Source organism: Alkalicoccobacillus murimartini (assembly GCF_030813245.1).
GTDB lineage: Bacteria > Bacillota > Bacilli > Bacillales > Bacillaceae_D > Alkalicoccobacillus > Alkalicoccobacillus murimartini.
In genome coordinates this window covers 91,649-117,213 of sequence record NZ_JAUSUA010000003.1, presented here as the reverse complement: position 1 = coordinate 117,213, position 25,565 = coordinate 91,649, and the positions used below count along the sequence as shown (strand labels likewise).

Below are 25,565 nucleotides of genomic sequence, written 5' to 3'. Positions count from 1 at the left end.
TTTAATCCATGCGTAAAACTAAAATAGCGTACTATTCTAAAATAAACTCTCATCCACCCAAAATTTTCTATATAATAAAGATAAACCATATAAAAAAAGGGTGTTATTGTATGATATTCAAACCGAAAAAAGATTTACTATATGGTCTTATTCTGCTACCAGTAGGTTTATTTTTAATTGGTTTCGGTGCTTCATTTCCTTTTATTTTTGACGCTGACCTTGTCTCTATTTTTGTAATAACGGGTTTGCTCATACCATTTGGCATATACTTTTTATGGTGTTGGTTCGGTACTTCCTATTGGATTTCAGAGAATACGTTAGTCGTCAAACAAGGACCTTTTAGTCGTTCAATTAGTATTGAGAAAATAGAAACAATTGAACGAAACACTATGCCCTTAGTCTCAAGTACAGCCCTCTCGTTAGAAAGCTATATCATACAATATAAGCCATATAAGACGTTCATCATCGCTCCAGAAAATATCGAGGAATTTGTACGTATATTACAAGAAAAACATAATCATATAAAATTTACTCGTAATTAAATACTGATAAAGTAATCCACGCTACATAGCTGAGGTATACTAGGGTAAATTACTTATTTGTCTTTAAAGCTATATAAATAATTATCCAATTTTACAATGAACAATCATTTGAGGACTGCTTTCTTCAAAAACAGTTTTCTTCCAGGACCCATGTATGTTTATCCATTCAAAGCCATGCGTTGCCAGTAATCGTTTGAGTTCCAATGGATATGTATAGCGAAGAGCAATCGACTCGGTTGATTGTTGAATACTCTGTTCTCGCTCTTGAATTATTGTTTCAGTCGTACAATGTAAAATCTGAGAATGATGATCGTACTCTTCTGTATGTTTTTCAATTACCGTTTGATTATTCGAATTCAGATAACGCTCTTCTGAAACATCCCCCGCTGATAATTCAGCCAATATAGGATTTCTTGTATCAAAGATAAATCCCCCCCCAGATGCCAGGTGCTTTTTCACAGATTCAAATAACGCATCCTGACTTTCGTTCGTGAGAAAATGCTGAAATGAATTACCCGTCATGAAGATCAACGGAGATTGAACTCCCAAATCAAGATTGCTGCAATCCTGCTGTTCAAATCGGATATCAAGTTGCTCTTGAGTAGCCTTTTGCTTAGCTCTATCTAACATACCCGCGTGCAAATCTACGCCTATCATGGTTAATCCCTTTTTAGACAGTGGGATGGTTACTCTGCCTGTTCCACAAGCAAGATCGATGATAGGTCGATTAATGTGACGCGCGTATTCCATTATGTACAGATAATCATCTTGGTAATGCTCATACAGCTCATCATATTTTTCAGGATTTTGATATTTCTCTAGATTTGTTTCAGACATGTGATTCTTGCCCCTCCCTATTTCTTTAGCTCTGTTATCATAGAACTGTCCTTTTACATTTTAAAGATTTGAATAACTATTTACTTATTAGCTACCAATAAGAATCTTTTAGAATTTGTTCTAATCCCTTTCTCCGTCATATTCTCTTTAATAAATTGATTGAATATGTCTATGTCACTATCGTCTTCTGCAAATTCAGGGATGATCGGAGTATGTTTAAGTAAGAATAGCAAGTCTTCTGGTCGTTTATAATATTCTATTGAATCATACTCATAGGATTGAACAGACGAGAATCCTGCTTCTTCTAGTTCCTTAACATAGCGTTCCTTTAACGATCCATCCTTTTCTTCATAAGCTTGACCTCTTCCAAAAGCTAGCTTGATGTTTAACTTATCAGCTTCACTTACTTGTTGTGTCATGAAGGTTCCCCCATCTCTTAGCACTTTAGCCACTTCCATTGAATGAAACGGGGCATGACAGCTGGAAATTCTATCAAAGAATTGATGAGGAAATTGTAAATCATCGTTATTCATCTGAGAGAAGCGTATATTCAAGTGGTCAGATTCACCAAGATTCTTGTTTGCTTTTTCAATCATTCCACTCGAGAAATCAATTCCAACTAAAAATAAAAATGCAGGAGCTAGTCTTAGTAAGTTCTCCCCACCGCCAGTACCAAGATCCAAAAGGACATCAGACTGTAGACTCCTCTTCTTAACTTCTTCATAAAAATTCCACTTAACTCCTTCTGTACTAACCTGTAAATGACTAAAATCCCAGCCATTTATTTTTCCGACTTTATTGTAGAAATCTAATTCATACACGGAAAAAGCCACCTTTCAGGATATATGTCTTTTAAACCCTTCAATATTGAAAGAAAAAATCCTGCATATACAGGATTTTGAATTATTATATAAGTATTGAGTTTTTAGTTGCCAAAACAAACACATTCGTCATTCATTTTTATCAGATCATGATAAGCCAGAAAAGATACTTTGTTTCAATAATTTCATCTTTAAAATGTGTAATTCCTTTACTACCTTACTATCTTTTTAATAACTAATTTATTTCCAACCCCAAATGCTCACGAAAACTCTGACCTTCATATTCTTCCCTATAAATCCCCCTCCTCTGCATTTCAGGAACAATAAGTTCAACGAAGTCATCTAAACTACCTGGTAATGTAGGAGGCATTAAATTAAATCCATCAGCGACACCCGTTTCGAGCCAGACTTGCATCTGATCGACTATTTGCTCAGGGGTTCCTATCAGTGTGTGATGTCCACCGCCTGCACTCAGATATCCTATTAATTCTCTTACGGTTGGTTGTGTATCATTTATCATTTCGAGTATGGTTTCGTAACGACCAACGGGACCTGTAAATTCTTCTACTGGGGGTAATGGGGGCACTGCTTTATCCAGTTCCCAATGAGAGCAGTCTTGCTGTGTAAAAAAGCTCAATTGTTTTAACCCCGTCTCAATAGGTAATTGCTCATCTAATTCTGCTTTCTTTTCAAGCGCTTCCTCGTACGTGCGGCCAACATATGTGACTAATCCCGGTAATACTTTAATGTGTCTATGACTGTTCTGACTTTGTTTAACCTGCTCATCTAATTTTTTGCGAAAGGTTTTTGCTTGCTTTAGATTCCATGACACTGAATAGACTGCATCGGCATATTTAGCGGCTAATGCAATACCTTGTTTAGATGCGCCTGCTTGCATTGACACAGGTCTACCTTGTGGGCTTCTTGGCGTAGTAGACGGACCTTGTACATTAAAATGTGCACCAATGTGATGAAAAGGCTTGATGTTTGAAGGATTTATTAATGTTCCCTCTTCTCGATTATGTACAAACTCCTCAGGTTCCCATGAAAGAAATAGTTTATTCATAAGAGCTGCAAATTCGTCTGCCTTTTCATAGCGTTCATCGTGTGAAGGGAGTTCATTCATGCTATGATTTAATGCCTCTACATCCCTCATCGATGTCACGAGATTCCACCCTACGCGTCCTTTTGTTAAGTGATCTAAGCTTAATAATTGGCGTGACGCTGTAAAAGGATTAGCAAAGGTACTTGAGATGGTTGATACTAATCCTATGTGACTTGTGACTTGAGAAATAGCGGTTAGATTCACAATCGGATCAAACCAAAATGCTGGCATTTCGCTAGAATCGTTCCCTTGAAATGAATGATTATCTGCGAAGAACACCGCATCAAAGTAACCCTTCTCCGATAATTGAGCTAAAGATTGATAATAAGAGATGTCCCCTATCCGTTCAACGCTTGAATTGGGCATTAACCAGGATGCTTGATGATGGCCACAACCATATAGTAAAACCCCTATGTGCACTTGTTTTTCTTTGGTTTTTGTCATGTGTTTACACCTCAATTAATTCATCGTTAATCCGCCATCTACCGTGAAATTCTGACCCGTAATACCCGTTGCATGTTCCGATGATAAATAAGCGACCATATTGGCTACATCTTGAGGTTCAGTGACTTTCTTTAATGGCGTTGACTGAGCAATTAAATCAAAAACCTCTGGTGTCGTAACAGCACTGGCATCAGTGGTTTTTAATAATCCACCTGAAACGACATTGGCTTTTATTCCATGTACACCTAGTTCAGAAGCGATATTACGCATAAAACCGATTAGCCCAGCTTTAGCTGTTGTATATTCATGGTAGGGTACAACAGGATTCTGAAATAGATTGGTACCTATGCTTATAATCATTCCATTTTGTCTTTCAATAAATTGAGGTACGACACTTTGAACGATATTAAAGGCAGCCTTCAAGGTACCATCCACTTGCTTTTGATAATCGTCCCACGTCAGTTCTGTAAATGACTTCTGTTTGCTTGGATCAAATTTAAAGTCTACTAATGCATTGTTAACGACCACATCTATTTGACCAAAATATGCTGTAGCTTCTTTTATCAATTGATCTACTTCATTACGTTTTGTTACATCCGCTTGAATCGCAATCGCGTTGTCTTCACCAATCTCAGACACAAGCTTTTCTGCGGCATCTTTACTTTTATTATAATTAATGACTACATTAAACCCTTGGTGAGCCAATGTTTTTACAATCGTTGAACCTAATCCTCTACTACCGCCTGTAACTAATACCGTTCTCGTCATCATAACCACTCCTATCATTTTATTGGAAAATAAAAATGCGCAACACTCCCGTAGGAATGTTGCGCAAACAAGTAAATACATAGTAAATGAATCCACTTCAAATATGTATTTGTGCTCACACTTTCCTACGCTAGTTCTAACTAGTTCAGGTTCAAAGGGTTTGAGTTTGTACTCATCTCAGTTAAATAACACCCCTAGTGCATTAAACATATAAAATTGTTAATTTACCTTTGAATCGTTGGTATTTTTTAGGTTATATTATATCTTGATTTTACTATATAGTAGATTGATAGCTACGTAAAGTCTATTTGGATTTTTTATTAGTCATTACTTCTCTTCTCCACAAATAACAAAATGAATGTCGCCACAGGTCCCAAAACTAAAGAAAGCAAAAACCAATTAAGTCCTGTTCTATTTTTACCTTGTGCTAACCCTGCATTTATTAATGCAAGTGTTCCCCATCCCATAACATATTGATTATCCATTGAGAGAACCGCCCCCTTTTCTTTAGATATACTATTTGTTATTCCATTGTCTTATTCCATCCAAGCTCTATCGATCCTCTTAATTCTCTTCCAGTTACTGACTACGTCTTTTAAGACTTCAATGTAGAATACCGTTATGTATGTGTTGCATTTCTTAGTTGGCAGACTCCTCCTGCTCCAACCGAGAATCCGCATCTTTCATAGAAGTTTGATCTGTCTCCATCAAAAGAAACCGTTATGATTTCTAAGCCAAATCTCTCAGCTTCCTTTAGCAATTCTTTAACCAATTGAACTCCAATACCTCGTCCCTGGTAATCAGGATGAACGATGATATCTTCCATATAGCCATGCTCTAATCCCATGCCACAAACATAACCAAAAGCAATCAATTTGTCGTTGTGATCTTTCACACCTGCCCAAAAGTTACAGCGCTCAAATAAAGTTGGATAATCTTTATCTCTTCTACTCCAGCCAACATTTGCTCTTAACTCTGGCACTTCTTCGGGAGTTAACTGTAGATTGATTTCAACATTAAATGGCATGTGATCCTCCCTCGTAAAAAACTAGACATTAAATTCATCACTTTGACTGTACGATCGTTTTTTTCTTCCTCGCATTATTAGCCAGTTGGATAATCCGTTATCAAAAGTAAACTTATAATATTTTAACCATTTTCACTATTTCTTTTTGATATCCTAAGTGTTCATACACACTTACAGCCCTCTTATTATTTAGGAATACATCTAAGATTATTTCAGTCAAACCCTGATCAGCAGCCCATTCTTCCGCTTGTTTCATTAATTCTTTCCCTATTCCTTTTCCTTCACCTTTTTCGGAAACAGCTATTGCTGAAACATATGCTTGCTTTCTATTTGTAAAATAATCCTCTTGAATAGCAAGTTCTATATAACCTAACATGGCTCCATTACATTCCGCTATGTATACATTTTCCTTATTGTTTGTAATGGCTTGAATTGCTAGACCCTCTTGCTTTTCACACATTATATGTTCATCTCTAAAAGCTAAATAATCAATATTATTAAACCTTTTGGATAACTCTAATATACTCAAACGATCTTCATTTTGAAATTTTCTGACAATCATGTTAAAACCTCTCCTTAAAGAATATTGTCTTTTAGACGATAGAATTATCCAACTCCTTTTATTACAAACTTTGATGTTTTCAAAACGTTAATTCTACTGAATTACATCTTCCGAATGTTAATATTATGCTTGTAGTGCCGTGTTAAACTCGTTAAGATAAACTTAATTATTTAACTATGAATATTAGACTTTGTTTAGTTTATTGGTCAAAGGGTTTTAGGATTGAATAATATTATTTACGTTATAGCTATGTATGAATGAGTACATATTGAACGACTCACCTTAATTTACCATAAACAAGACCAGCATAAGGTCTATCTGCTGGTCTTTTCTTCATATCTCAATAGTAAAATCCCACTTCTCTATTACCTAAGTCTGAATAGATCGATGGTTATTGGGCTACATGCTTCCAGGCACAATAAACGAGCATTTCAGTTATATACCAAGATGGGATATAGCCCAACCAGCATAAATAGGATAAGGAGGAGGACAGTTGAAATGAGATTCTATCTGGCATCTATAACTTTAGGACTATCATTCATGTTGTTTATCTTTTCTGCTTTCCTTACATGGTACGTAGGAAGTATTGTAACGCAGCGGAGACTTGGCTCAGATGGAAGACCTCTACGAATTGAAGAGGGGTTAACTGCCATCGATCATTTTAGGTATGCTTTTTCAAATCTGTTCTTTCCATATCCTTTTTTGATGATATTATCATGTATTGGTATCTTAGCTTCCATCATTTTCATAATCATAAGCAGAAGAAAACTATTAGATTAGAATTAATTGCGTACATATATCCCATTTATCAAAATTGATAAATGGGATATATGAGAGATTCGTGAATGTTTTTAGACTTGCTTCCATAGCGATCGAGCGATCTCTGCAAACAACAAACCTTGTGACCACCTGTCACTTGTCTCAATATTGCTCTTTTTAGCATTTGACAATGTCATAGCATATGGAGGGGGTCCTAGTTCACATATGAATGGAAACATATCCTCCTTATCACTCGCACTCTCCATCCAGTTTCGCATACCCATTAACCACCAATCTTGAAACTGATCTAATAATGGACAGTTCATCTGATGAAGATCAATCTTTCTTGGTTCTGGTATAGCAACTTGAATTTGCTGTCCATTTGAAACTCTAGCGTGAATACTTTTAGTTTTCGAGAGTAGGGTCTGTATCATTTGTTCAGCCTCATCTTGAATAGTAAGCATTTCACCTGCAAGAATATAATGTGAGAGATCGATAGTTAGCTTAGGATCCTGAAGGCTTTGAACATACTCTACTGTTCGGATTAAATCTTGTGTAATCGTTCCACGATGTGTCTCAATGTATGCAGGAATCCCTACAGATTGAGATACTTTTTCTAAATCAGATAATAGGTGTATGGCTTTCTTTCCTGTAAGGAATGGCCTCATTACCTGCACATTAACAAAGTCTACTTTACCAAATGCTTTTGCATCCTCTAAAAATATCTCCAACTCTTGAGCTGATTTAGGATAAGCATTCACACTGAATGTTAAGTTATATTTTTCTAATAAACGGTGCCAATTCTCAGCTTCTTTTTCCTTTGGGAGAAATCCATTAATTCCATCGTAACCCGCTTCCGCTATCAGACGGACTTTGTCTTCAGTTCCTAACTCCTCACACATTTGCAATCCTGTCATTCCCCACCAAGACATGATGACTTCAAGGCGCTTAGTGGATGTACGGTGAGTCATATTCAATTCCACATGGTCCTCCATCTGGATTTGCGTCCATATCTACTTCTGAACCATCCGCACGAAACAGCGGTCGATAAGGAGATCCAATGGATGTAGCTGAACTGTTAGCGTAATGACAGATAAAGGAGCGGCGGAAACGATTTTTTGTTTTATTACGGTACGATCCGTGAATCAAATTTCCGTTGAAGAAAAGTACATCTCCTCTGTCCATAATTGCCGGAATAGGCTTTCTATCCTTAGGTGGTTTTACATAGTGAGTCGTAAATGACTCCTTGGAATCGGAGGATTCAGGGCATACAAGCTCATAATTACTTGTCTTCGGTACAACTAATAGTCCGCCGTTTTCCTGATCTGTTTGATCCATTGCAGTCCAGGCCGCAATACAGTTACCTGGTTCTACCTTTAGATAAAAATTATCTTGATGAAGCGCTTGCCCACGTGCACCAGGTGGTTTGTAGTAGAACATACTTTGTGCAGCCAATGCTTCTTCATTAAATAGTTCAGATAACACATTTAACACTGGTTTATGAAGCATAAATCGTTTGGCAGTTTCGTTAAATCTATGCGGGTGCATCACTCTAGGATATCTTTTTAACGGATCCGTATTTTCTGGGTTTAAATCTGGCGTAAAATAACCAGGTATTATCTGATTACTGATTTCCTCAAATGTTTGATCGATCTCAACTAAGTCCTCTTCAGAAAATAAGCCTTTAACAATAACAAATCCTTCTGTTTCAAATTGTTTTATATCTTCACTCGTTAGGATTATATTTTTACTAGTCATACGTATCTTTCCTCCTTTTTTTGTTATAAGCTAATTCCATTGTAATCTCTATATCCATTAGAAAAGAATGATCGATCCTGCTGAAAACGCATACAATTATGCTGTTTTTAGTTATACTTACTACATCAAAGAATGTAAAGAAGGTAATTAGATATGAATAACGCTCCCAAGAACTTTATGATAATCGCAGGTCATTTCAATGAAAATGATAGCTATTCTACTACACGGTTAGAAGGAATGGATGATTGGTTAATGACCTTTACTTTAGCCGGGGAAGGATATATGGAAGCAGGGGGACAAATTAAAAACTTAAGGGTTGGTGATTTGTCATTACTAAGACCAAGAGTTCCGCATGTATACGGAACAGCTAAACAAAAGAATTGGGAGTTTGTTTGGATACATTTTAGCAATAGCTTTGCTGATACGAACGTTTTACCACAGGATGGTCTAATCACACACCATTTTGAACAACAGGTGTTAAGGGATCGTATCTTTGATGCGTTTAAACGAATCCTCTCTGATTTTCGTGAACAAGGTCATCTATGGCACGAATTATGTTTGAGTTCGTTACGTGAAATTATTTTATTGTATTCCAAACAGGAAAATAGCAAGCTGGACCCCCGTGTTGAAGAAGTACTTTATATCCTTGCAACACGCATGAATGAGAACATCCAAATCACAGAGTTAGGAAATAGCATAGGTCTATCTCCTTCCCGATTACAACACGTTTTTAAAGAAAATACTGGTGAGTCTATTGTAGCTACTCTTAACCGAATGAGAATCAAACAAGCAACGTACCTTCTTACCCATACAAACTTAACGGCATCTGAGGTTGCTTTTAATGTTGGCTTCCAAAACTATAACCATTTCACACGTCAATTTAATAAGTATATTGGCATGTCACCCCGAGAGTTCATTCAGACAGTCCGGATGACAAACGAATGAGACAAAGAAAAAAGAACCCCAGTAATGGAGTTCAGCATTGTTATCTACCAGTATTAGCTTGTCCTTGAGTTGATACAACTTTAGATCCTCCGGTTGTTGCAATAGGACCAGAAACACTAATGATAATAGCAATCGCTAGAATCCATGATAATTTTCTCATTCTGTACCCTCACCTCCAATAGTAAATTGAAATCCTTTTAAGTAAAGAGCGTGTTTCAGGTAGTGTAAAGCCTCAATATGATGATCTCGTTCTTCAAAGAATCTTGAAACATCCTGACAAACTTCAATCGCATCAAAATATAATTCTGCCTCTTCCAACTGCCTTATTCCTTCGTCAACTCTAGACTTATCAAAATCAATGTACAGGTGACGATTAATCAAACAACGTAACTGATATTCAATATCTTCTACTTTATCCGCTTTAGCTTCAACCTCTTCTAGTAATGGAAGACCTTGATCTATTTCACCCATACGTAGATGAATGAAAGCAAGCTCTCCTTTACTTTTCATCCCATTAATCGTAGATGAATGTTCGATTGATTCTAACGCTTTTATTATATACTTTTTTGCTTGATTTTGGTCATTTTTCCTAAGATAGTGAAAAGCAAAACTTTGATAGATCAAGGATAGAGGTGATGAGTAATCTTTGGCCACTCCTATTAGTTCTAAGTATTGATCTTCTGCTTCACGCTCTTGGTTTCTTTCAGACGTTATCGCTGCTAGTAAATGACGATTATCTAATTCTTTTTCTATATAAATAGCATCTTGCTTAAAGATGTCTAATGCGCGCTCGATGTATGATACGGCAAAGGTATATTGATAAATACGATAATAGCCTTCACCAATTCGTTGATAAAACTCAGCTTGTTCAAAAGGATCTGCCACATGTTCTAATAATGACTCTGCCTTATTATAGAGCCTAATAGCATCCTTATAATGAGCTTTATAGAACCCCCCTAGACCTGACATAAAATAATAATAAAACGTAAGGATCGGATCTAAGTTTTTGATATTTTTAAGCTTTGATTCATCTAATTGACTTGTTGCCCCTTCTTTCATCAATTTGTGACGGTACTCAATAAGTGAATAATAAGCGATTACTTTATCATCCGGAAACATGTTCTGAATAGACTCTGTCGCTTCTAATCTCAAAGCATCCGCTTCGTCATAATCTTGTGCCACAATACAACTGTACCATTTAACGCAGATCACTCCGACTTCTTCAGCAGGAATTAACGCCTTCATAGCAAACCCTCCTTCATACTAATTATATCGGATAGCAATTAACAAATATATACACATTTTTAATTTACTAACTACTTTATTTATCATAAAACCCTAATTATAGTCCGAGGATAGCTATCGCTGCACGTTTCATTCATAGGGTTATGTCCCAGTCTCTTTGCTACTATGTTAAAGCGTTATGCTTGGAATTCTCTGTACAGGGAATAAGGTATCGTAAGTAAGCTAAACTTTGAGGGGTGTACAATGAGTACTGAGATGATTATGTTACTGACCATTCTCTTGTTTATTATTGTTTATGGATTTCTATTTATACAGTTAAATAGGGCAACACAACAGGGTAAGATATGGTTCTTTGTTTTTCTAGTGATCTCTGCAGGGCCGCTTATTTATATGCTATACGATGACTACACACAAGATTATTTAGATGCCAACATAGGGCTTGGTTTAGCTTATTTTTACACATGGTTTATGACTGTATTAGCAGCTGTTGTAGCTATCGTCGTTTCACTTCGGAAAAAATAACTCAATGCATAAAAAACACCTTCCACCCCGGATGATACAGGGATTGGAAGGTGTTTATTTTCTTCTATTCAAGATTCGCGTGTTTGCCATACATTTGCTTTGAGTTCAGCTCTCGTTTCTCCATAAAGCGAAGGATCACTGCATCATAGAAAAGAAGTGAGGTTTGTTCAAAAAGTGAGCCCATTGGTTGAATGGTCTCATATTCGCCTTCTTCTCGGTCTTTTGGTGCTCCGGGTAAAATTACCGTTAAATCTGCAAGCTCCCCGATCGTTGAATCTGGAGAAAGCGTTACTGCGGCAATTGTGCCTCCTAAGATCTTCGCTTTTTCAACGATTGGAACTAAGCTCTTGGTTTCTCCAGAGCCTGTCCCAACGATCAATAGGTCTCCTTCTTCAAGATTTGCTGTCACCGTCTCTCCGACTGCATAAGCATCAATACCCATGTGCATCATACGCATAACAAAGGATTTACCCATGAACCCGGAGCGGCCTGCCCCTACGACAAAGACTTTCTTCGCTTTGAGAATTTCTTCTACTAGCTGGTCAGCCTCAGTCTCCGAGATGGCCTGCACAGTCCCTTGCAGCTCTTGAATAATGGTCTTAAGATAATGAGTCGTGTTCATACATTACCCTTTGTTGATAAGTGCTTTGATTTCTTGTGCAGCTGTTTTTTTATCTTCTTTTGTTGTAATGCCGCCACCAACAATCACAAGATCTGGTTGTGCTTTGATGACTTCCGGAAGAGTCTCTAGCTTGATACCACCAGCGATCGCTGTTTTTGCATTTTTAACAACAGCTTTGATTTTACGTAGATCTTCAAAAGAATCTTTGCCTTCTGCTTGAAGATCATATCCAGTGTGAACGCAGATATAATCTGCACCAAGCTGATCTAGTTCTTTTGCACGTGTTTCAATATCCTTCACGGCAATCATATCAACTAGAATTTCTTTTCCTTCTTTTTTTGCTGCTTCAACAGCGCCACGGATTGAGCTGTCTTCTGCTGCACCAAGAATCGTTACAATATCAGCACCAGCAGCTGAAGCTTGTTGAACTTCATAGCCAGCAGCATCCATGATTTTCACGTCTGCTAATACAGTAAGGTGTGGATAAGCCTTTTTCATTTCTCGAACAGCAGCGTGTCCCCAGCTGTTAATGATTGGCGTTCCGATTTCAACTACGTCGATGGAGTCTTGAACTTCTGATACAAGCTCAATGGCTTCCGGTATATTTACAAGGTCTAACGCTAATTGCAATTTCATTTTATTGATCCCCTTTAGAAAATGTTTTTGACAGCCTTCATAGTATCTCTAAAATTTCACTATTTACTAATCTGCCTGGAGACAACTATACTAAGTACATCGTCAAATTAATAGTACGCACATTTAACACATATAGTGTAAAAAAGTATACTGTGGATGAATATAAGGAGTGTAAAGCATGCCAAATTTAGGAGAACGAACGTTTAACTGTGAGAAGGAGCTTACGTTATCTGTGATCGGAGGAAAGTGGAAAATGCTCATCCTCTGGCATTTAGGTAAACAAGGAACAAAACGCTTTGGTGAATTAAAGGCCCTTATGCCTGGAATTACACAACGTATGTTAGTGAACCAGTTACGCGAATTGGAAGATCATCAGATTCTGCATCGTGAGGTATACCCTGTTGTTCCTCCTAAGGTTGAATATTCGCTTACAGAACATGGACACAACCTATTGCCCATTTTAGATGCAATGTATGAGTGGGGAAAAGATTACATTGAGAATGTTTTAGAAAAAGATTGATTTTAAATAATCGATTGGAGCTGTTCTTCTTACTTATGGAGAGCTGCTTTTTTGTCGTTCCTTCTAACACACATAGTGAATAAATACACACTATCTGCAAAAAAAGTGCGTACTTACACGTTTTGAACATAAGAACTATACTATGTGAGCACAAGCGAGTTAAAACTAGTTTTTACGATAAAGGATGCGTTTTTGATGGAATCCATGTCATTTATATTATTTGGAGCCACTGGAGATTTGGCAAAGCGAAAAATATTTCCTGCGCTCTTTAATCTCTATATGGACAAGAAGCTTCCAGCGTCTTTTTCTGTGGTTGGCGTTGGAAAAGAGTCGCTCTCAAACGAAGAGTTTCAAGCGATTGTTATTGACTCACTGTATGAATTCTCAAGACACTCGACAGATGATAAGCTTCAGAAAATAGCGTTTGTTCAACAGCTCTCTTATATCCGTTTAGATCTTTACAAAGAAGGAAGTTATCAAGCGTTATTCACTCACGTAGAAAGAGTAGAATCTGAAAAAAACATTCAAGAGAATCGAATTTTTTACTTATCAGTAGCTCCTGAATTATTTGATGTCATTACAACAAACATCAAAAAGAGTCGGTTAGGCGAAACAACCGGATGGAAGAGAGTCATTATTGAAAAGCCTTTTGGGCACGACCTCCAATCTGCTCGCAAGCTTAATAACGTCGTTCAGCAGGCATTTAGTGAAGAGGAAATCTTCAGGATTGATCATTATCTAGGTAAACCTATGGTTCAAAATCTGGAAACACTCATCTCCGCCAATCCTATTTTGCAATCCATTTGGAGTAAAGATATGATTTCTAATGTACAAATTACAGCAAATGAAACAGTTGGAGTAGGCTCGAGAGCTGCTTACTATGAGCAAACAGGCGCTATTCGGGATATGGTTCAAAATCATATGCTGCAATTAGTCATGATGACAGCTGTACGGATGTCTGAGAGAGGCCAAGCCGAAACACTAAGAAAGGAAAAAATACATTTGATGAAGTCGATTCAAATAGACACCCAAATGGATGTTGTCCGTGGTCAATACTCACCCTTGGCTGTATATGAAGACTCCGTCATAAAAGGATATAGAGAAGAAATCGGAGTTGATCCATTTTCAACCACCGATACATTTATTGCAGCTCGTCTTTCTATTCAAATACCCTTATGGCAAGGGGTACCCTTCTTTATTCGTACTGGAAAACGTCTTAATAAAAAAGAAACCAAAATTGTAGTCGAGTTCAAAAACTCATTGAGTAGTAGCGAAAATACGAAAGATGCTGAGCCAAATTTGTTAATTATTCATATCAACCCGGATGACGGAGTTTCCCTTAAGTTGAATAGCAAACATCCCTTAACTGGAGAGTTAGAACCGATTAAAATCAATTTTTCAGCTAGCCACAGGGAAATTCCAGAAGCATACGAATACTTACTTGCAGATGCGATAAAAGGAGATCCTTCTTACTTTACCCATTGGGACGAGGTGGAACTAGCTTGGCAGCTTATTGAACCCATCATTAAAGACTTTGAGAACAATCAGGTCCCACTCCGCCTGTATCAAGCAGGTTCAACTGGTCCAGAAGCAGCAAATCAATTCGTTAATAAATATGGATTTCAATGGTGGTAATTTGCATTAAAACATTAGAAAAAGCCATTGTGAACCCCTAACAAGCGATATCCTGGGTTCACAATTGGCTTTAAAAAGTAAAATTCTGCTATCAGCATTAACTCAAAAACTTTATTACTATTTCAACAAACTCTTTTGGATATTGAAATAAGGAACCGTGTCCTGCATGTTCAAATATTTTCAACTTACTACCTGGTATTCTATTTGCCAAGTCATGAGAATTCTCCGTTGGAACCATGCGGTCATGATCTCCATTTATTATTAGTGTTGGCTGAACAATCTTGGATAGATCCTCAGGCTTGTCTTTGCCCCATTTATTAATTGCTTCTAATTGACTTCTATACGCCCTCAAACTAATTGATTTATCTCGATGGTTTTTTCTCTTTTTTATTTGAATGAGAAATTCTTTAGCCTTATTCTTACCATTCTTTGTGTTTTGGAAAAAAAGATAGGTCTTTATGTCTCTAAAAGTAAAGATGGAACGGACAAAATCAAGGTTAGTAATATTTGTGACATTGGAGATCCCTTTTCCTCCTCGAGGTCCCGTACCAACTAATACCAGTTTTCGAACGATACTTGATTCCTTTACAATTAGTTCTTGAGCAATCATTCCACCCATGGATAGACCTATCAAATCTATTTTTGAGAATCCTAATAATTTTATAAATGCGATTGCATCATTTGCCATTTGAGGAATGTTGTTTGGTACTTTACCATCTGAAAGTCCCACCCCAACGTTATCAAATGCGATGACCCAATGACTTTTTGCAAGACCATCGATAATCCTAGGATCCCAATTATCAAGATTCGCTGAAAGATGAGTCAATAAGATAATTGGAGTTCCTTTTTTTTCTCCTAATTCTCTATAAGCAAACCGTTTACCATGCTGATCTTGGATAAATAAGTTAGGTGCGTCAATATAAGAATAATGAATAGTCATTACTACTTCTACCCCTCTTTACCTTCTTTAAAATTTAATTACTACTTTTCCTTTTGTATGACCATTAGCCACTAATTTTAGTGCTTCATTAATATCGTCAATTGTAAAGTTGGTAGGATCAATGGCTGGAACTATATTATTATCCTCAATGATTTTCGTGATTTCCTTCAATTGTTTACCGTCGGCTCTTACGAATATGAATCGATATTGAACACCTTTTTTCTTGGCTTTCTTATCAAACTTCCCGCCAACTAAACCAAAGATAAATTGCTTCCATTTAGGAAGACCTTTGTCTATGGCAAACTTTTTATTTGGTGCAGTACGAAGACTTAATAACCGACCACCTGGCTTGATAATGGATAACTCGCGTTCAAATTCATCCGCACCTAACGTGTCAATTATAAAATCAACTTCATCTAGTTCTTCCCAATACTTTTCCTTTTTGTAATCAATATATTGATCTGCACCCGCATTCAACGTTCTCTCTTTAGCCGAAGGACTACCAGAAACAATAACCTTTAATCCCATTGCTTTAGCTATAGGAACAGCCATCTGGCCAAAACTTCCTGAGCCTCCTGGAATAAATACTGTTTGTCCTTTCTTTGCTTCTAACTCTTCAATTAAACCTTGGTATGCCGTCAATCCAGTTAATGGTGCACCTGCTCCAGTAACAAAATCTAAATTTTGGGGCAAATGCCAAATAGATTTAGCATCAACTGCAACATACTCTGCAAATGCTCCAATTTTTTCAATAGGGAGTCTTGTATAAATAGGATCTCCAACTTTAAAACCACAATCATGATTACCCACTTTTTCGATAATTCCAGTTAGTTCATTTCCTAATACAAGAGGCATTTCGTAATCTTGTATTAATTTAACACTCCCTGTAATATTCAATAGTTCAAGTGGATTTATTGCAGCAACTTTTACCTTAACCAGTACTTCATTATCTTTAATACTTGGTATAGGAATATCAACAACCTGCGCTTCAATATTTTTCGAATATTTTTGTATTTGAGCTGCTTTCATATTCTAACTCTCCTCCTTCTAAATAAAACACCGACATCGTTCGTTCATTTATTGATGTTTAGTATGTGTATCCTAACGAACCATACTAATTAAAAAGTACTACTTTATTTTTGAACGATCATTCTACAATAAGTAAAGAAAAAAGAAAGCTAATCTAACACTTTCATCATTAAATCAATATTACTTTCTAAATCCTTTTTTGTGTAATCGGTCTTCACCATCACTCTGAAACCAATAAGATTATTATGCAGAAATTTTGACGTACTATACGGATCTATCGCTTTGTTTAATTCTCCATTCTTTTGGCCAGTTATTAGTAAATGTTCAAACATTAATTCGGTATCTTTAAACATCCTTGTCACAAGTTGATTAAATTCTTGATCTATGGAAGATAACTCAACTGCTGCATTTACAGTTAAACAACCTTTTGGGTAAACGGTTAATTCAGCCGACTGTATAACAAATGTAAAAATATCACGAATTACTTCTTTTACTGGTTTTGAAGTGCTGAGAATTTCATTAAATGTTTCAACAATAAACTTTTCATAATTGGTTAACGAAGCTGTAAAAAGTGATCGTTTGTCTCCAAAAGTATCATAGATGCTTTTGCGATGGATTCCCATATGCTGAACTAGATCCTGCATAGATGTTTTTTCGTATCCTTGTTGCCAAAACAGTTCCATTGCCTTTTTAAGGACGACCTTCTCATCAAATCCCTTGCTTCTAGCCATCTATATTTCCCCTTACTGTTTTTCTAATTTACTAGAACGATCATTCAACAAAAATTGTACATGATTTTACAATGATTGGTCAAGTTCAGATAAGAAATTTCATTAAACAAATCCCAATTTGCCTTTTAATAAGAGAAAAATTGGGATTTTAAAGACTTTTAATCGTATCGATTAAGATAAAAATTCAGGTAGTTGTTGTTCGTGCTTATCGAGTATAATCTGTTCTGGCTTAATGCCCTGCTCACGCAGTAATGCGATGTTCTGAACAAGGAATTCGTCACTTCCTACAACATAGAAAAGTCCATCCTTATCCGTAGATAGATGTTTCACTTCTTCATAGTAGTCATTTCGGTTATAGACAAACTGAGAGGTGAATTTCTTATCAGGTGCAGATTCAAAAATAGAGGTGAATAAAAAGTCTTTTGACGAATCGATGTTTAATGAATGAACCTGATTAACGTTGTCAGCACGTTCAAGATAGTCAAGGACAAGCGGCCTGAACGTTGCTAGCCCGACACCTGATGATAGTAGGTACACATTTTTGTTTTCTCTTTTAAGTGGAACATTCGAATGGGTTTTAAATACTGCTACCTCATCGCCAATATTGAGATTTCTTAGGATTGTTTTAAATTCAGAGCACTGTTCTCTAATACGTGTTGTGATCCCAATTGATTTTTCGTTCGGTAGTGTAGAAATGGACATGTGCCGAATCAAGCTACGATTTGGTTTCTCTCCTGCATTAAATCCTTCCAGTGCAAAATGAGTATGGGAACCTTCTTCCCATGTGAAGCCTTCTGGGCAGTCGAGTAAATATGTTTTAACCTCAGGTGTTTCTTCTATTATTTTATTAATTTTAATCCAGTGTATTTGCATTAGATCGTCCTCCCTACTCAAATTTATAAAGCGTTACTTTTTAGTCTACACTAACTGATAATAATTCTCAATAAATAGATTGAATATATGTTTAATACCTTCGTGAGGATAGTCTTTTGGGTTTTATCATTAATCATTTCAGGGTATGAGATCTCTATACTAGAAACAAATGGAGGCATTAAAAGGCTCCAGAAAAATGGCACCTTACCCTTGTTCTCCTTGGAATAATGACGTAGTAAAAGTGTTTACTATAAAATAAATGAGGTGAAGTGATAATGAAAAAAAGAGGATTGTTTGTTACCTTAATAACCCTTATGTGCTTAATTGGAGGAGGCATCTTGGTATTTAATTTTTTCAATGGAAGTCAGGAACAGCTAGAACAAACGGAAGATAGTGTCTACGAGTATTTGACTGAAGAACAAAATTATCAAGATGAAGAGATTGAATCCATTCGATCAGAATACAATTGGAGAAACGATAAAAATGATGAAAGGGGAGCTTACCAAGCCTTTGTTACGTTCTCAGATGAACAAGACTATGAGTATCAGTATATCTATAATGATATCGATGGCGTTACGCAGATTGGTCGTGACGAAGGTGTAGGTAATCATAGTGAAGATTAGTAATAGATGCTAGCTACGTTATGGTTATCGAACCTTTGAGTAAAAATGACACCCCAGCCTATGGCTGGGGTGTTTCACACATTACGTATTTGAACTGCCAAAAAAAGTACCGCCCGAAACGTCTTTCACGTTGTTAACGACAACAAATGCCTCAGGATCAATTTCATTCACAATTCTTCTTAGTTGCATCACTTTGTGATTTTTAATAAGGATGTACAGCATCTTTTGCTCTTGATTTGCATAGACACCCTTTCCGTTAATGTACGTGGCAGTAGACGAAAGACTTGATACGACCTTTTTGGCGATTTCATCATTTTCACTTGAGACAATGATGAATGCTTTCTTACTATCTAATCCACCAATAACGTAGTCACTAGCTACTTTACCAATGAATAATGCAATCACTGTATACAATGTATTAAGGACACCGATGACGAATACCCCTGCTAATACAATGACCACATCCATGATAAAGGCTGTGAATATGACATCCCAGCCGAACCTTTTTCGTAATACTAAAGCAATTGTTGAAGTGCCTCCTATGGAACTCCCAGAATAAATGATTAAACCAAACCCAACTCCAGACAAAAGACCAAAAAACACAGCCGCAACTAAAGGGTCTTCCAATTTGATACCGTATGGTTCAGTTAGATAGGTGACTAAGGATAACATGGGTACAGTCACCAACGTTTTTAGAAGAACAGATTTTGCTAAATACTTATAACTCAACAATGAAATGACAATAAAAAATCCAAAAACCACAATAGAGGGTGATAACCCTATCGCATAGTAAATTAAAAGTGCTAATCCGAGAGTTCCCCCGTCAGCGATGGAATGTGGCATCGCCAAGAGTGTAATACTTAATGCTATGATTATTGTTCCAGATATCATAAGGATAGTGTTTTTCATCGTAACCTCCAAATGGTCAAAAAATAAAAAAAGGACGCGTATTGGCCTCCTTTTAGATTTATACTGTTTACTTCAAATCAAATCATAAGCCTCCACGTTCCGATTGTAAAGTATCAGAAATTATTAGATTTTTCTATACCCTAAACAATCACAAAATCAGTTGGAAGGATGAGTCAAAATTGAAGCAAATCACTTGGAGATCCTATAGCATTCTTATTGTAAGTATCCTTCTAATTTCGAATATCCTTTTACTTGATCTTTTAGCCCCTTATTTAAATGAATTCACCGGTACGTTATATTACTTATTTGTGCCAGTAAGTCTTGTTGCTATGATTATGTTACTAATAATCAGCTTCAGATCTAAGGAAGAAAATAAGATTATGCCAATCATTGCTCTCAACCTTACATTCATTTCATTAGTAATGATTGCTTTTTTTTTCTATTTCGGTGTACACTTTGCTTCGTGAGAATTGACGAAATGAGGCTGAGGCAGAACTGCTTTAGCAAGATAAAAAACCGAATCATTAATGCGAGTTAAACGGCAAGATGATTCGGTTTTTTGTCATTTAGAAATAAGAGAGTGAGGACGCCGCTCCGGACATACACTCCGCTTTCCATGGGCGGCTGGTGAGCCTCCTTGCGCTTACGCACTGCGAAGTCTCACCCAGGCCTATCCTCCCATAGGAATCTACATGTATGTCCTACGCTGGTTTTAGCTCCTTCGTAAAGGATCGAATTACTGACGAACGAGCAAATGTCAGCTTTAGCTGCGCAAACGATTAAACTTGTTCGTCTTTTCATATCACCTGTATGGTTATGCCTCAGTCTGTATTCTTACTCAAAAATCGTACGTTACTTTGGTAAGATCCTCTGAAATATCCCATAGCTCTGCCATTGTCGAATCTGTATAGGTCACTTTCTTTGGTACTTCTATCGTAGGATTTCCTTTTCTCCCACCAGCACCATCTGGACCAATTAGTTCGCCACCAAGAAGAGATTCATCTGTTGCTGCCATGATGACTGGGAGCGCTCCTTTTTCAGCTGGCTGACTAACAATCTTCAGTAAAGGTTTAACAAACCATGGTGTCTTTTTTCTACCTAATGTGAAAAGGTTCGTTGAAGATATACCAGGATGCGTGGCTAGACTGATTGTGCGACAGTGATTCGCTTTTAAACGCTTGTCTAGTTCTTTCGCAAACATTAAATTCGCTACCTTACTTTGGCCATAGAAAGTATAACTTTTATACCCATGACTTCCATGCATATTATCAAACTGTATGACTGCATTTCGATAGGCTATAGACGATAATGTCACGATTCGTGATGCTTCCCCCTTCTCAAGTAGAGGGAGCAACAAACCAGTTAGAGCAAAGTGACCAAGATGGTTACTCGCAAATTGCAATTCAAATCCATCCTCGGTCTTAAAGTATGGTGGCATCATAACACCAGCATTATTAATTAGTATATCGATCGTATCTACTTGACTTGATAATGTCTCAACAAATTCTCGTACGCTTTGAAGTTTCGATAAATCTAGTTGATACACTTGAGCATTAGCCTCTGGATACAACTGTACTATCTCTTCTTTTGCCTTTCTCCCCTTTTCAATATTTCTCACTGCTAAAATGACCTGATGTCCTAGACCTGAAAAGTATTTAGCTGTTTCTAAGCCTAGTCCACTGTTTGCTCCTGTTATGACAACTACTTTATGGTTCATATATACGCTCCTATTTATCCTTAATACGCCATGGTGATAATCTAATTACTTGTTATAGAAATGGGCAATGACGTTCCGTACTCCAACACTAGCATAATACAGTAGCCTACTTTTATGAATATATAAACCCTAATATTTTGCCTTTACACTAAAGTTTACTTATAGCACAGGAGGGTAAAAAAATTACAGATAAATAAGGCTAGAAATGTATTATTTACAGGAGGAAAAAATGAATTATACATTTAGAGTACCATTATTAGTTTATAGTACTAAAGTGACCCCAGTAACTAACCATATAGGTGAGACAGTCTTTGGTTTAGCTAGATGGCACAAGAGTTACTTCTCTTTAACTAAGAGGTACAATTTCAAGGTTATAGATACGAATAATCGTACGATCGTTTCAGCGGAGATGAGAGATAAACATTTTAAAAACCCGTCTTGGGATATAACATATGGAGAATCTCTAGAGAATAGGATTGAGATGTGGTGTAAAACTAAATCACCCACTCATCCAAGATATTACTTCTATTTTTCTGGATTTAATTATAAAATAATCAAAAACACAGGGGACAAAAAAACGTTTATCTATAATCAGGATGATAAAGAGATTGCTCAATATACTTACTCTTATAAGGGTTTGAACTTTATCACTCCTTTGTACGAGATGACTACCACAAACAAACTAGATATACCTGTGGAAGTGCTAATATGCTTGCTTAGATGTTATGATACCTCATCAAGAAGTATATAAGGCTGTAGAAAGAAACTGTGTTAATCTCTTCTTCTTTAAAATCTAAATTGTTTTCTATGTAATAAAATTCCTTCATAAGGCTTACTCCCTCATAATCACTCTGATTTCATTGGACACATTACACATTCACCTTTAAATGTAAGTTAAATTTTTTTAGTACTTTTACGTCAAAAAGAACTGAAATCCTGCCATTGCAGGATTTTTGTCGTATTGAAACTAATGTATAACATAACCTTACTAATAAAAAATGTTCAGCATATTTTCGTATCAAACTTTTTACGACAGGATCGTATCCTTTTCTTCCTGTTTTCCGTTATAAGAGTAAAGAAGCGATTAAAAAGGAGTGTAGGTGATGAATCAAACGTTTAATCAAGAGTGGAAAAGATATGCTTCTTCAACATGGAGAGCTTGTGTTCGTTTTACAAACAATCATCATGATGCAGAGGATCTCATGCAAACCACATGGGTCAAAGCCTACAGCAGTTGGCATAGGAATCCTAAGTTACTAACAAAGACGTACTTTACGACCATTGCCAAACATACGTGGATTGATGAGGTTCGGAAAAAGAAGCTGAACACAGTCCCATATGAAGACAACTGTAAGCCATTTGAAAACTCGATTGACCGCATGACTTCCCTACACTTCAGACATGTGTTAAATACGCTTGTGACCAAACTAACGATAAACCAACAGATCCTTTTTCTTTTATCAGATGTATGTAGATGTAGCTTAAAAGAAATAGCTGCTTTGACCAATATGAGTGTAGGTGCTGTGAAGGCCACTCTTTTTCGTGCAAGACAAAAAATTATACACGATGTCAGAGAGGATATAGAGGGTGTTCACTCTGTAGATGAAGATGAAGCGCTTCGAGTAAAGCTATATAGTGAGGCTTTGCAAAAAGGAGACATTCAGCTTATCGCCAGCCTTCTCACAGACAATGCGAGTATTCCTGCCTTATACGTTCAACAGCAGAAAATCTATTCTACATTAGATTGCAAAATGGTGGCTTAAACTAAAATCAATTTATAGGAGGTTTTTCTCATGAGTGTACCTATTCCTTACGTTATGGAACAAACCAATCTTGGCGAAAGAAGCTATGATATATATTCACGATTATTAAAAGATCGTATTGTATTTGTCGGATCTGAAATAAATGATACGCTGGCAAATAGTTTGACAGCACAGCTTTTATTCTTGTCATCTCAGGATGCCGACAAGGATATTTCCATGTACATCAACAGCCCTGGAGGCTCTATATCAGCTGGATTTGCCATTATGGACACGATGAATCATATTAAGCCTGATGTGCAGACAATTTGTACTGGGTTAGCTGCTTCATTTGGTGCTGTACTTTTGCTCGCCGGTACTAAAGGAAAACGTCTAGCTCTACCTCACGCCGAAATTATGCTCCACCAACCATTAGGTGGTATGAAAGGGCAAGCCACAGATATGGACATTTACGCCAAACGAATCCTCAAACAACGACAAGAATTAAACCAATTAATAGCCGATCGTTGCGGGCAACCATATAAAAAGATCGCATCCGATACTGAACGTGATTTCTTTCTTTCGGCAAAGGAAGCAAAGGATTATGGCATTATTGATTCGATTTTAGGAGAGGGAGCTGATTAATGAAAGTGCTATTGCTTGGTGGGACGTTGTTTCTAGGAAAACATATGGCAGAGCAAGCTCTAGATCAGGGAATAGATAGAATGATTTAAAGCTTTGGACCATCAGTAAATCCGTTCTTTTATTCAAAAATAAAAGAACGGATTTACTCTATTTAATGTCCGCTTATTCTTTACTACTTATAAAGCTTAAATAAAGCGTAAACACTACTGTTCACTCCCCCAAAACAGACGCCCCATTTTATGAATATGTCTTTTATGTGAATCATCATGTGAATTAGTTCACAAATGAATGAAAGCGTGTATACTAAGAGTATAAAGAGAATGTGAAAACATTCACAATAAAAGGAGGAACACATCATGTTACAATTCTTGCAATCATCTAAAATCGCTCAGGTATTATTAACCGTTACTCGTATCTCTCTAGGTTGGATGTGGTTTAGTTCAGGTATTGGAAAAGTCATGGGAGGGGAATTTAACGCAGGTGGATTCCTTGCAGCCTCAGCTGCAAACCCCGTATTAAAAGGGGAAAATGTTGCCTATCCATTATATGTCGCGTTTCTAGAAAACGTAGCCATTCCTCAGGCTGATATCTTTAGCTTTATGGTCATGTGGGGTGAGGTTCTAATCGGTGCCGCATTAATTATTGGTCTCTTCACTAAAACCGCCGCATTCTTCGGTGGCGTTATGAATACTTCTTTCTTACTAGCTGGAACCGTGTCTACCAATCCACTGATGCTATTAATGGCCATTCCACTTCTTGTCAGCAAAAAGAACGCTGGACGCCTTGGACTGGATCGCTTTACTCCTCGTGTGAAGCAAATGATGAACAAAAAAAGCGATAAACCAACCCTTACTGTTCATGAGAAACACGCTTAATAAGCTACATTTTATAGAAGGCTCGCCTTTTATATAAAAAACGAATCACCGACAACACGTAGTCGGTGATTCGTTGTTGGTCACGCAAGAACATACTTACTTTCTTCTTATTATGATTGTGGTTCAGACTCTACGACATCACCATTTTCATACACATCATAATATCCAACTGTACCTGTGCCTCCACCATCAATTAAACCTTGGCTTTGAGCTCTTAAAGAGTAGTACGCGTTTCCTTCTGAATCTTCATGAAGAACCCCATTACTGCTAAATATGAGATCATCATTATCTAATGCCTCTTCCGCATAGGATATAGCGCTCTCTACAGGAAAGCTCTGTTCTGAATGCTCAGAGAAAAGTGCTGTCCATGTGTTCAAACCTACGACTCCATCAACCGTTAGATCATGTTCCGCTTGAAATTTTTTCACTTTTTCATCCGTATCTTTTCCAAACACTCCATCTACTTCTGTTTCAAATCCTGCTTGGCTTATTGTAAATTGAACGAAATCAACTTCATTCCCATACGTTCCAGTGCTACCTTGGGTTAACGTAGGCTGATGTTCAGGTGCAATATTTAATACCGATTCTAATTCACTTGGTACGTCCGATTCTTGTTCGATCTGTTCACTTGAGGCGGATGCTGGCTGAATGGAAAGTGGTGATGCCACTAGTGCAACCGCTGGAATAACAGCTAACCATTTCTTTTTCATGCTTTTCTCCTCCTAAAATGTTGTCT

At 37.0% G+C, this 25,565-nt stretch carries 30 protein-coding genes and 1 riboswitch; of the genes, 11 read left to right on the top strand and 19 right to left on the bottom strand.

What is annotated here, in order from left to right:
• The first annotated feature begins 110 nt into the window (after positions 1 to 110).
• On the top strand, positions 111 to 542 hold the full coding sequence (locus tag J2S05_RS11455) for a PH domain-containing protein (RefSeq protein ID WP_306982902.1): 432 nt from the start codon (positions 111 to 113) through the stop codon (positions 540 to 542).
• 81 nt (positions 543 to 623) lie between these two features.
• Here the strand turns inward: J2S05_RS11455 and J2S05_RS11450 are convergent, their stop codons facing one another.
• From J2S05_RS11450 to J2S05_RS11410, 9 genes are all read right to left on the bottom strand, one after another.
• Complete coding sequence (locus J2S05_RS11450) at positions 624 to 1,379, bottom strand: class I SAM-dependent methyltransferase (RefSeq protein WP_306982900.1); 756 nt, start codon at positions 1,377 to 1,379, stop codon at positions 624 to 626.
• An 80-nt stretch (positions 1,380 to 1,459) separates the two neighbouring features.
• Complete coding sequence (locus tag J2S05_RS11445) at positions 1,460 to 2,200, bottom strand: class I SAM-dependent methyltransferase (protein WP_306982898.1); 741 nt, start codon at positions 2,198 to 2,200, stop codon at positions 1,460 to 1,462.
• A gap of 235 nt (positions 2,201 to 2,435) precedes the next feature.
• Positions 2,436 to 3,749: an LLM class flavin-dependent oxidoreductase gene (locus J2S05_RS11440; protein ID WP_306982896.1), complete on the bottom strand. Its 1,314-nt coding sequence runs from the start codon at positions 3,747 to 3,749 to the stop codon at positions 2,436 to 2,438.
• Positions 3,750 to 3,764: 15 nt separating this feature from the next.
• The gene (locus tag J2S05_RS11435; RefSeq protein WP_306982894.1) at positions 3,765 to 4,517 is read right to left on the bottom strand and encodes a 3-oxoacyl-ACP reductase; all 753 of its coding nucleotides are present in this window, start codon (positions 4,515 to 4,517) and stop codon (positions 3,765 to 3,767) included.
• Between the two features lie 105 nt (positions 4,518 to 4,622).
• Positions 4,623 to 4,723: riboswitch (TPP riboswitch) on the bottom strand.
• 114 nt (positions 4,724 to 4,837) lie between these two features.
• The gene (locus tag J2S05_RS11430; protein WP_306982892.1) at positions 4,838 to 5,002 is read right to left on the bottom strand and encodes a hypothetical protein; all 165 of its coding nucleotides are present in this window, start codon (positions 5,000 to 5,002) and stop codon (positions 4,838 to 4,840) included.
• A 134-nt stretch (positions 5,003 to 5,136) separates the two neighbouring features.
• On the bottom strand, positions 5,137 to 5,544 hold the full coding sequence (locus J2S05_RS11425; protein ID WP_306982891.1) for a GNAT family N-acetyltransferase: 408 nt from the start codon (positions 5,542 to 5,544) through the stop codon (positions 5,137 to 5,139).
• A 112-nt stretch (positions 5,545 to 5,656) separates the two neighbouring features.
• Entirely contained in the window at positions 5,657 to 6,106 is a 450-nt protein-coding gene (locus J2S05_RS11420; RefSeq protein ID WP_306982889.1) for a GNAT family N-acetyltransferase, read from the bottom strand.
• Between the two features lie 851 nt (positions 6,107 to 6,957).
• Entirely contained in the window at positions 6,958 to 7,848 is an 891-nt protein-coding gene (locus J2S05_RS11415; protein ID WP_306982888.1) for a sugar phosphate isomerase/epimerase family protein, read from the bottom strand.
• Positions 7,814 to 8,623, bottom strand: coding sequence for a phytanoyl-CoA dioxygenase family protein (locus J2S05_RS11410; RefSeq protein WP_306982886.1), 810 nt, complete (start codon positions 8,621 to 8,623; stop codon positions 7,814 to 7,816). Before J2S05_RS11410 ends, J2S05_RS11415 begins: the two co-directional genes overlap by 35 nt.
• A gap of 153 nt (positions 8,624 to 8,776) precedes the next feature.
• Here J2S05_RS11410 and J2S05_RS11405 point away from each other — a divergent pair, with 153 nt between their 5' ends.
• Complete coding sequence (locus J2S05_RS11405; RefSeq protein WP_306982885.1) at positions 8,777 to 9,568, top strand: helix-turn-helix domain-containing protein; 792 nt, start codon at positions 8,777 to 8,779, stop codon at positions 9,566 to 9,568.
• 156 nt (positions 9,569 to 9,724) lie between these two features.
• Here the strand turns inward: J2S05_RS11405 and J2S05_RS11400 are convergent, their stop codons facing one another.
• The gene (locus J2S05_RS11400; protein WP_306982884.1) at positions 9,725 to 10,813 is read right to left on the bottom strand and encodes a response regulator aspartate phosphatase; all 1,089 of its coding nucleotides are present in this window, start codon (positions 10,811 to 10,813) and stop codon (positions 9,725 to 9,727) included.
• 243 nt (positions 10,814 to 11,056) lie between these two features.
• On the opposite strand from J2S05_RS11400, the gene J2S05_RS11395 reads away from it, so the two are divergent.
• Positions 11,057 to 11,335: a hypothetical protein gene (locus tag J2S05_RS11395; RefSeq protein WP_306982882.1), complete on the top strand. Its 279-nt coding sequence runs from the start codon at positions 11,057 to 11,059 to the stop codon at positions 11,333 to 11,335.
• A gap of 64 nt (positions 11,336 to 11,399) precedes the next feature.
• Here J2S05_RS11395 and hxlB read toward each other — a convergent pair whose 3' ends face one another.
• Together hxlB and hxlA are read right to left on the bottom strand one after the other, a co-directional pair.
• Entirely contained in the window at positions 11,400 to 11,957 is a 558-nt protein-coding gene (gene hxlB / locus J2S05_RS11390; RefSeq protein ID WP_306982881.1) for a 6-phospho-3-hexuloisomerase, read from the bottom strand.
• 3 nt (positions 11,958 to 11,960) lie between these two features.
• Positions 11,961 to 12,593, bottom strand: coding sequence for a 3-hexulose-6-phosphate synthase (gene hxlA / locus J2S05_RS11385; protein ID WP_306982879.1), 633 nt, complete (start codon positions 12,591 to 12,593; stop codon positions 11,961 to 11,963).
• A gap of 178 nt (positions 12,594 to 12,771) precedes the next feature.
• Here hxlA and J2S05_RS11380 point away from each other — a divergent pair, with 178 nt between their 5' ends.
• Together J2S05_RS11380 and zwf are read left to right on the top strand one after the other, a co-directional pair.
• Complete coding sequence (locus J2S05_RS11380) at positions 12,772 to 13,113, top strand: winged helix-turn-helix transcriptional regulator (RefSeq protein WP_306982878.1); 342 nt, start codon at positions 12,772 to 12,774, stop codon at positions 13,111 to 13,113.
• A gap of 195 nt (positions 13,114 to 13,308) precedes the next feature.
• Positions 13,309 to 14,748 (top strand): glucose-6-phosphate dehydrogenase, encoded by a 1,440-nt coding sequence (zwf, locus tag J2S05_RS11375; RefSeq protein WP_306982877.1) that lies wholly within the window; start codon positions 13,309 to 13,311, stop codon positions 14,746 to 14,748.
• Between the two features lie 97 nt (positions 14,749 to 14,845).
• Here the strand turns inward: zwf and J2S05_RS11370 are convergent, their stop codons facing one another.
• The 4 genes from J2S05_RS11370 to J2S05_RS11355 all read right to left on the bottom strand — a co-directional run bounded on the left by J2S05_RS11370 (position 14,846) and on the right by J2S05_RS11355 (position 18,321).
• Positions 14,846 to 15,688, bottom strand: coding sequence for an alpha/beta fold hydrolase (locus J2S05_RS11370; RefSeq protein ID WP_306982875.1), 843 nt, complete (start codon positions 15,686 to 15,688; stop codon positions 14,846 to 14,848).
• 27 nt (positions 15,689 to 15,715) lie between these two features.
• A complete protein-coding gene (locus J2S05_RS11365; RefSeq protein WP_306982873.1) occupies positions 15,716 to 16,717 on the bottom strand; it encodes an NADP-dependent oxidoreductase in 1,002 nt (333 codons plus the stop codon).
• A 149-nt stretch (positions 16,718 to 16,866) separates the two neighbouring features.
• Complete coding sequence (locus tag J2S05_RS11360; protein WP_306982871.1) at positions 16,867 to 17,448, bottom strand: TetR/AcrR family transcriptional regulator; 582 nt, start codon at positions 17,446 to 17,448, stop codon at positions 16,867 to 16,869.
• A 171-nt stretch (positions 17,449 to 17,619) separates the two neighbouring features.
• Positions 17,620 to 18,321, bottom strand: coding sequence for a ferredoxin reductase domain-containing protein (locus J2S05_RS11355; protein ID WP_306982869.1), 702 nt, complete (start codon positions 18,319 to 18,321; stop codon positions 17,620 to 17,622).
• A 275-nt stretch (positions 18,322 to 18,596) separates the two neighbouring features.
• Here J2S05_RS11355 and J2S05_RS11350 point away from each other — a divergent pair, with 275 nt between their 5' ends.
• Positions 18,597 to 18,944: a DUF3139 domain-containing protein gene (locus J2S05_RS11350; RefSeq protein WP_306982867.1), complete on the top strand. Its 348-nt coding sequence runs from the start codon at positions 18,597 to 18,599 to the stop codon at positions 18,942 to 18,944.
• Between the two features lie 81 nt (positions 18,945 to 19,025).
• Here the strand turns inward: J2S05_RS11350 and J2S05_RS11345 are convergent, their stop codons facing one another.
• Positions 19,026 to 19,853 (bottom strand): YitT family protein, encoded by an 828-nt coding sequence (locus tag J2S05_RS11345; protein ID WP_306982866.1) that lies wholly within the window; start codon positions 19,851 to 19,853, stop codon positions 19,026 to 19,028.
• A gap of 179 nt (positions 19,854 to 20,032) precedes the next feature.
• Here J2S05_RS11345 and J2S05_RS11340 point away from each other — a divergent pair, with 179 nt between their 5' ends.
• A complete protein-coding gene (locus J2S05_RS11340) occupies positions 20,033 to 20,320 on the top strand; it encodes a hypothetical protein (protein WP_306982864.1) in 288 nt (95 codons plus the stop codon).
• 371 nt (positions 20,321 to 20,691) lie between these two features.
• Here the strand turns inward: J2S05_RS11340 and J2S05_RS11335 are convergent, their stop codons facing one another.
• The gene (locus tag J2S05_RS11335; RefSeq protein WP_306982863.1) at positions 20,692 to 21,570 is read right to left on the bottom strand and encodes an oxidoreductase; all 879 of its coding nucleotides are present in this window, start codon (positions 21,568 to 21,570) and stop codon (positions 20,692 to 20,694) included.
• 229 nt (positions 21,571 to 21,799) lie between these two features.
• Between J2S05_RS11335 and J2S05_RS11330 the strand changes: the two genes are divergently transcribed.
• From J2S05_RS11330 to J2S05_RS11315, 4 genes are all read left to right on the top strand, one after another.
• Positions 21,800 to 22,321, top strand: coding sequence for a tubby C-terminal domain-like protein (locus tag J2S05_RS11330; protein ID WP_306982861.1), 522 nt, complete (start codon positions 21,800 to 21,802; stop codon positions 22,319 to 22,321).
• A 352-nt stretch (positions 22,322 to 22,673) separates the two neighbouring features.
• The gene (locus tag J2S05_RS11325) at positions 22,674 to 23,333 is read left to right on the top strand and encodes an RNA polymerase sigma factor (RefSeq protein ID WP_306982860.1); all 660 of its coding nucleotides are present in this window, start codon (positions 22,674 to 22,676) and stop codon (positions 23,331 to 23,333) included.
• A 30-nt stretch (positions 23,334 to 23,363) separates the two neighbouring features.
• Entirely contained in the window at positions 23,364 to 23,954 is a 591-nt protein-coding gene (locus J2S05_RS11320) for an ATP-dependent Clp protease proteolytic subunit (RefSeq protein ID WP_306982858.1), read from the top strand.
• A gap of 356 nt (positions 23,955 to 24,310) precedes the next feature.
• Positions 24,311 to 24,829, top strand: coding sequence for a DoxX family protein (locus tag J2S05_RS11315; RefSeq protein ID WP_306982856.1), 519 nt, complete (start codon positions 24,311 to 24,313; stop codon positions 24,827 to 24,829).
• 110 nt (positions 24,830 to 24,939) lie between these two features.
• Here the strand turns inward: J2S05_RS11315 and J2S05_RS11310 are convergent, their stop codons facing one another.
• Positions 24,940 to 25,539, bottom strand: coding sequence for a peptidoglycan-binding domain-containing protein (locus tag J2S05_RS11310; RefSeq protein WP_306982854.1), 600 nt, complete (start codon positions 25,537 to 25,539; stop codon positions 24,940 to 24,942).
• Between the last annotated feature and the right edge of the window lie 26 nt (positions 25,540 to 25,565).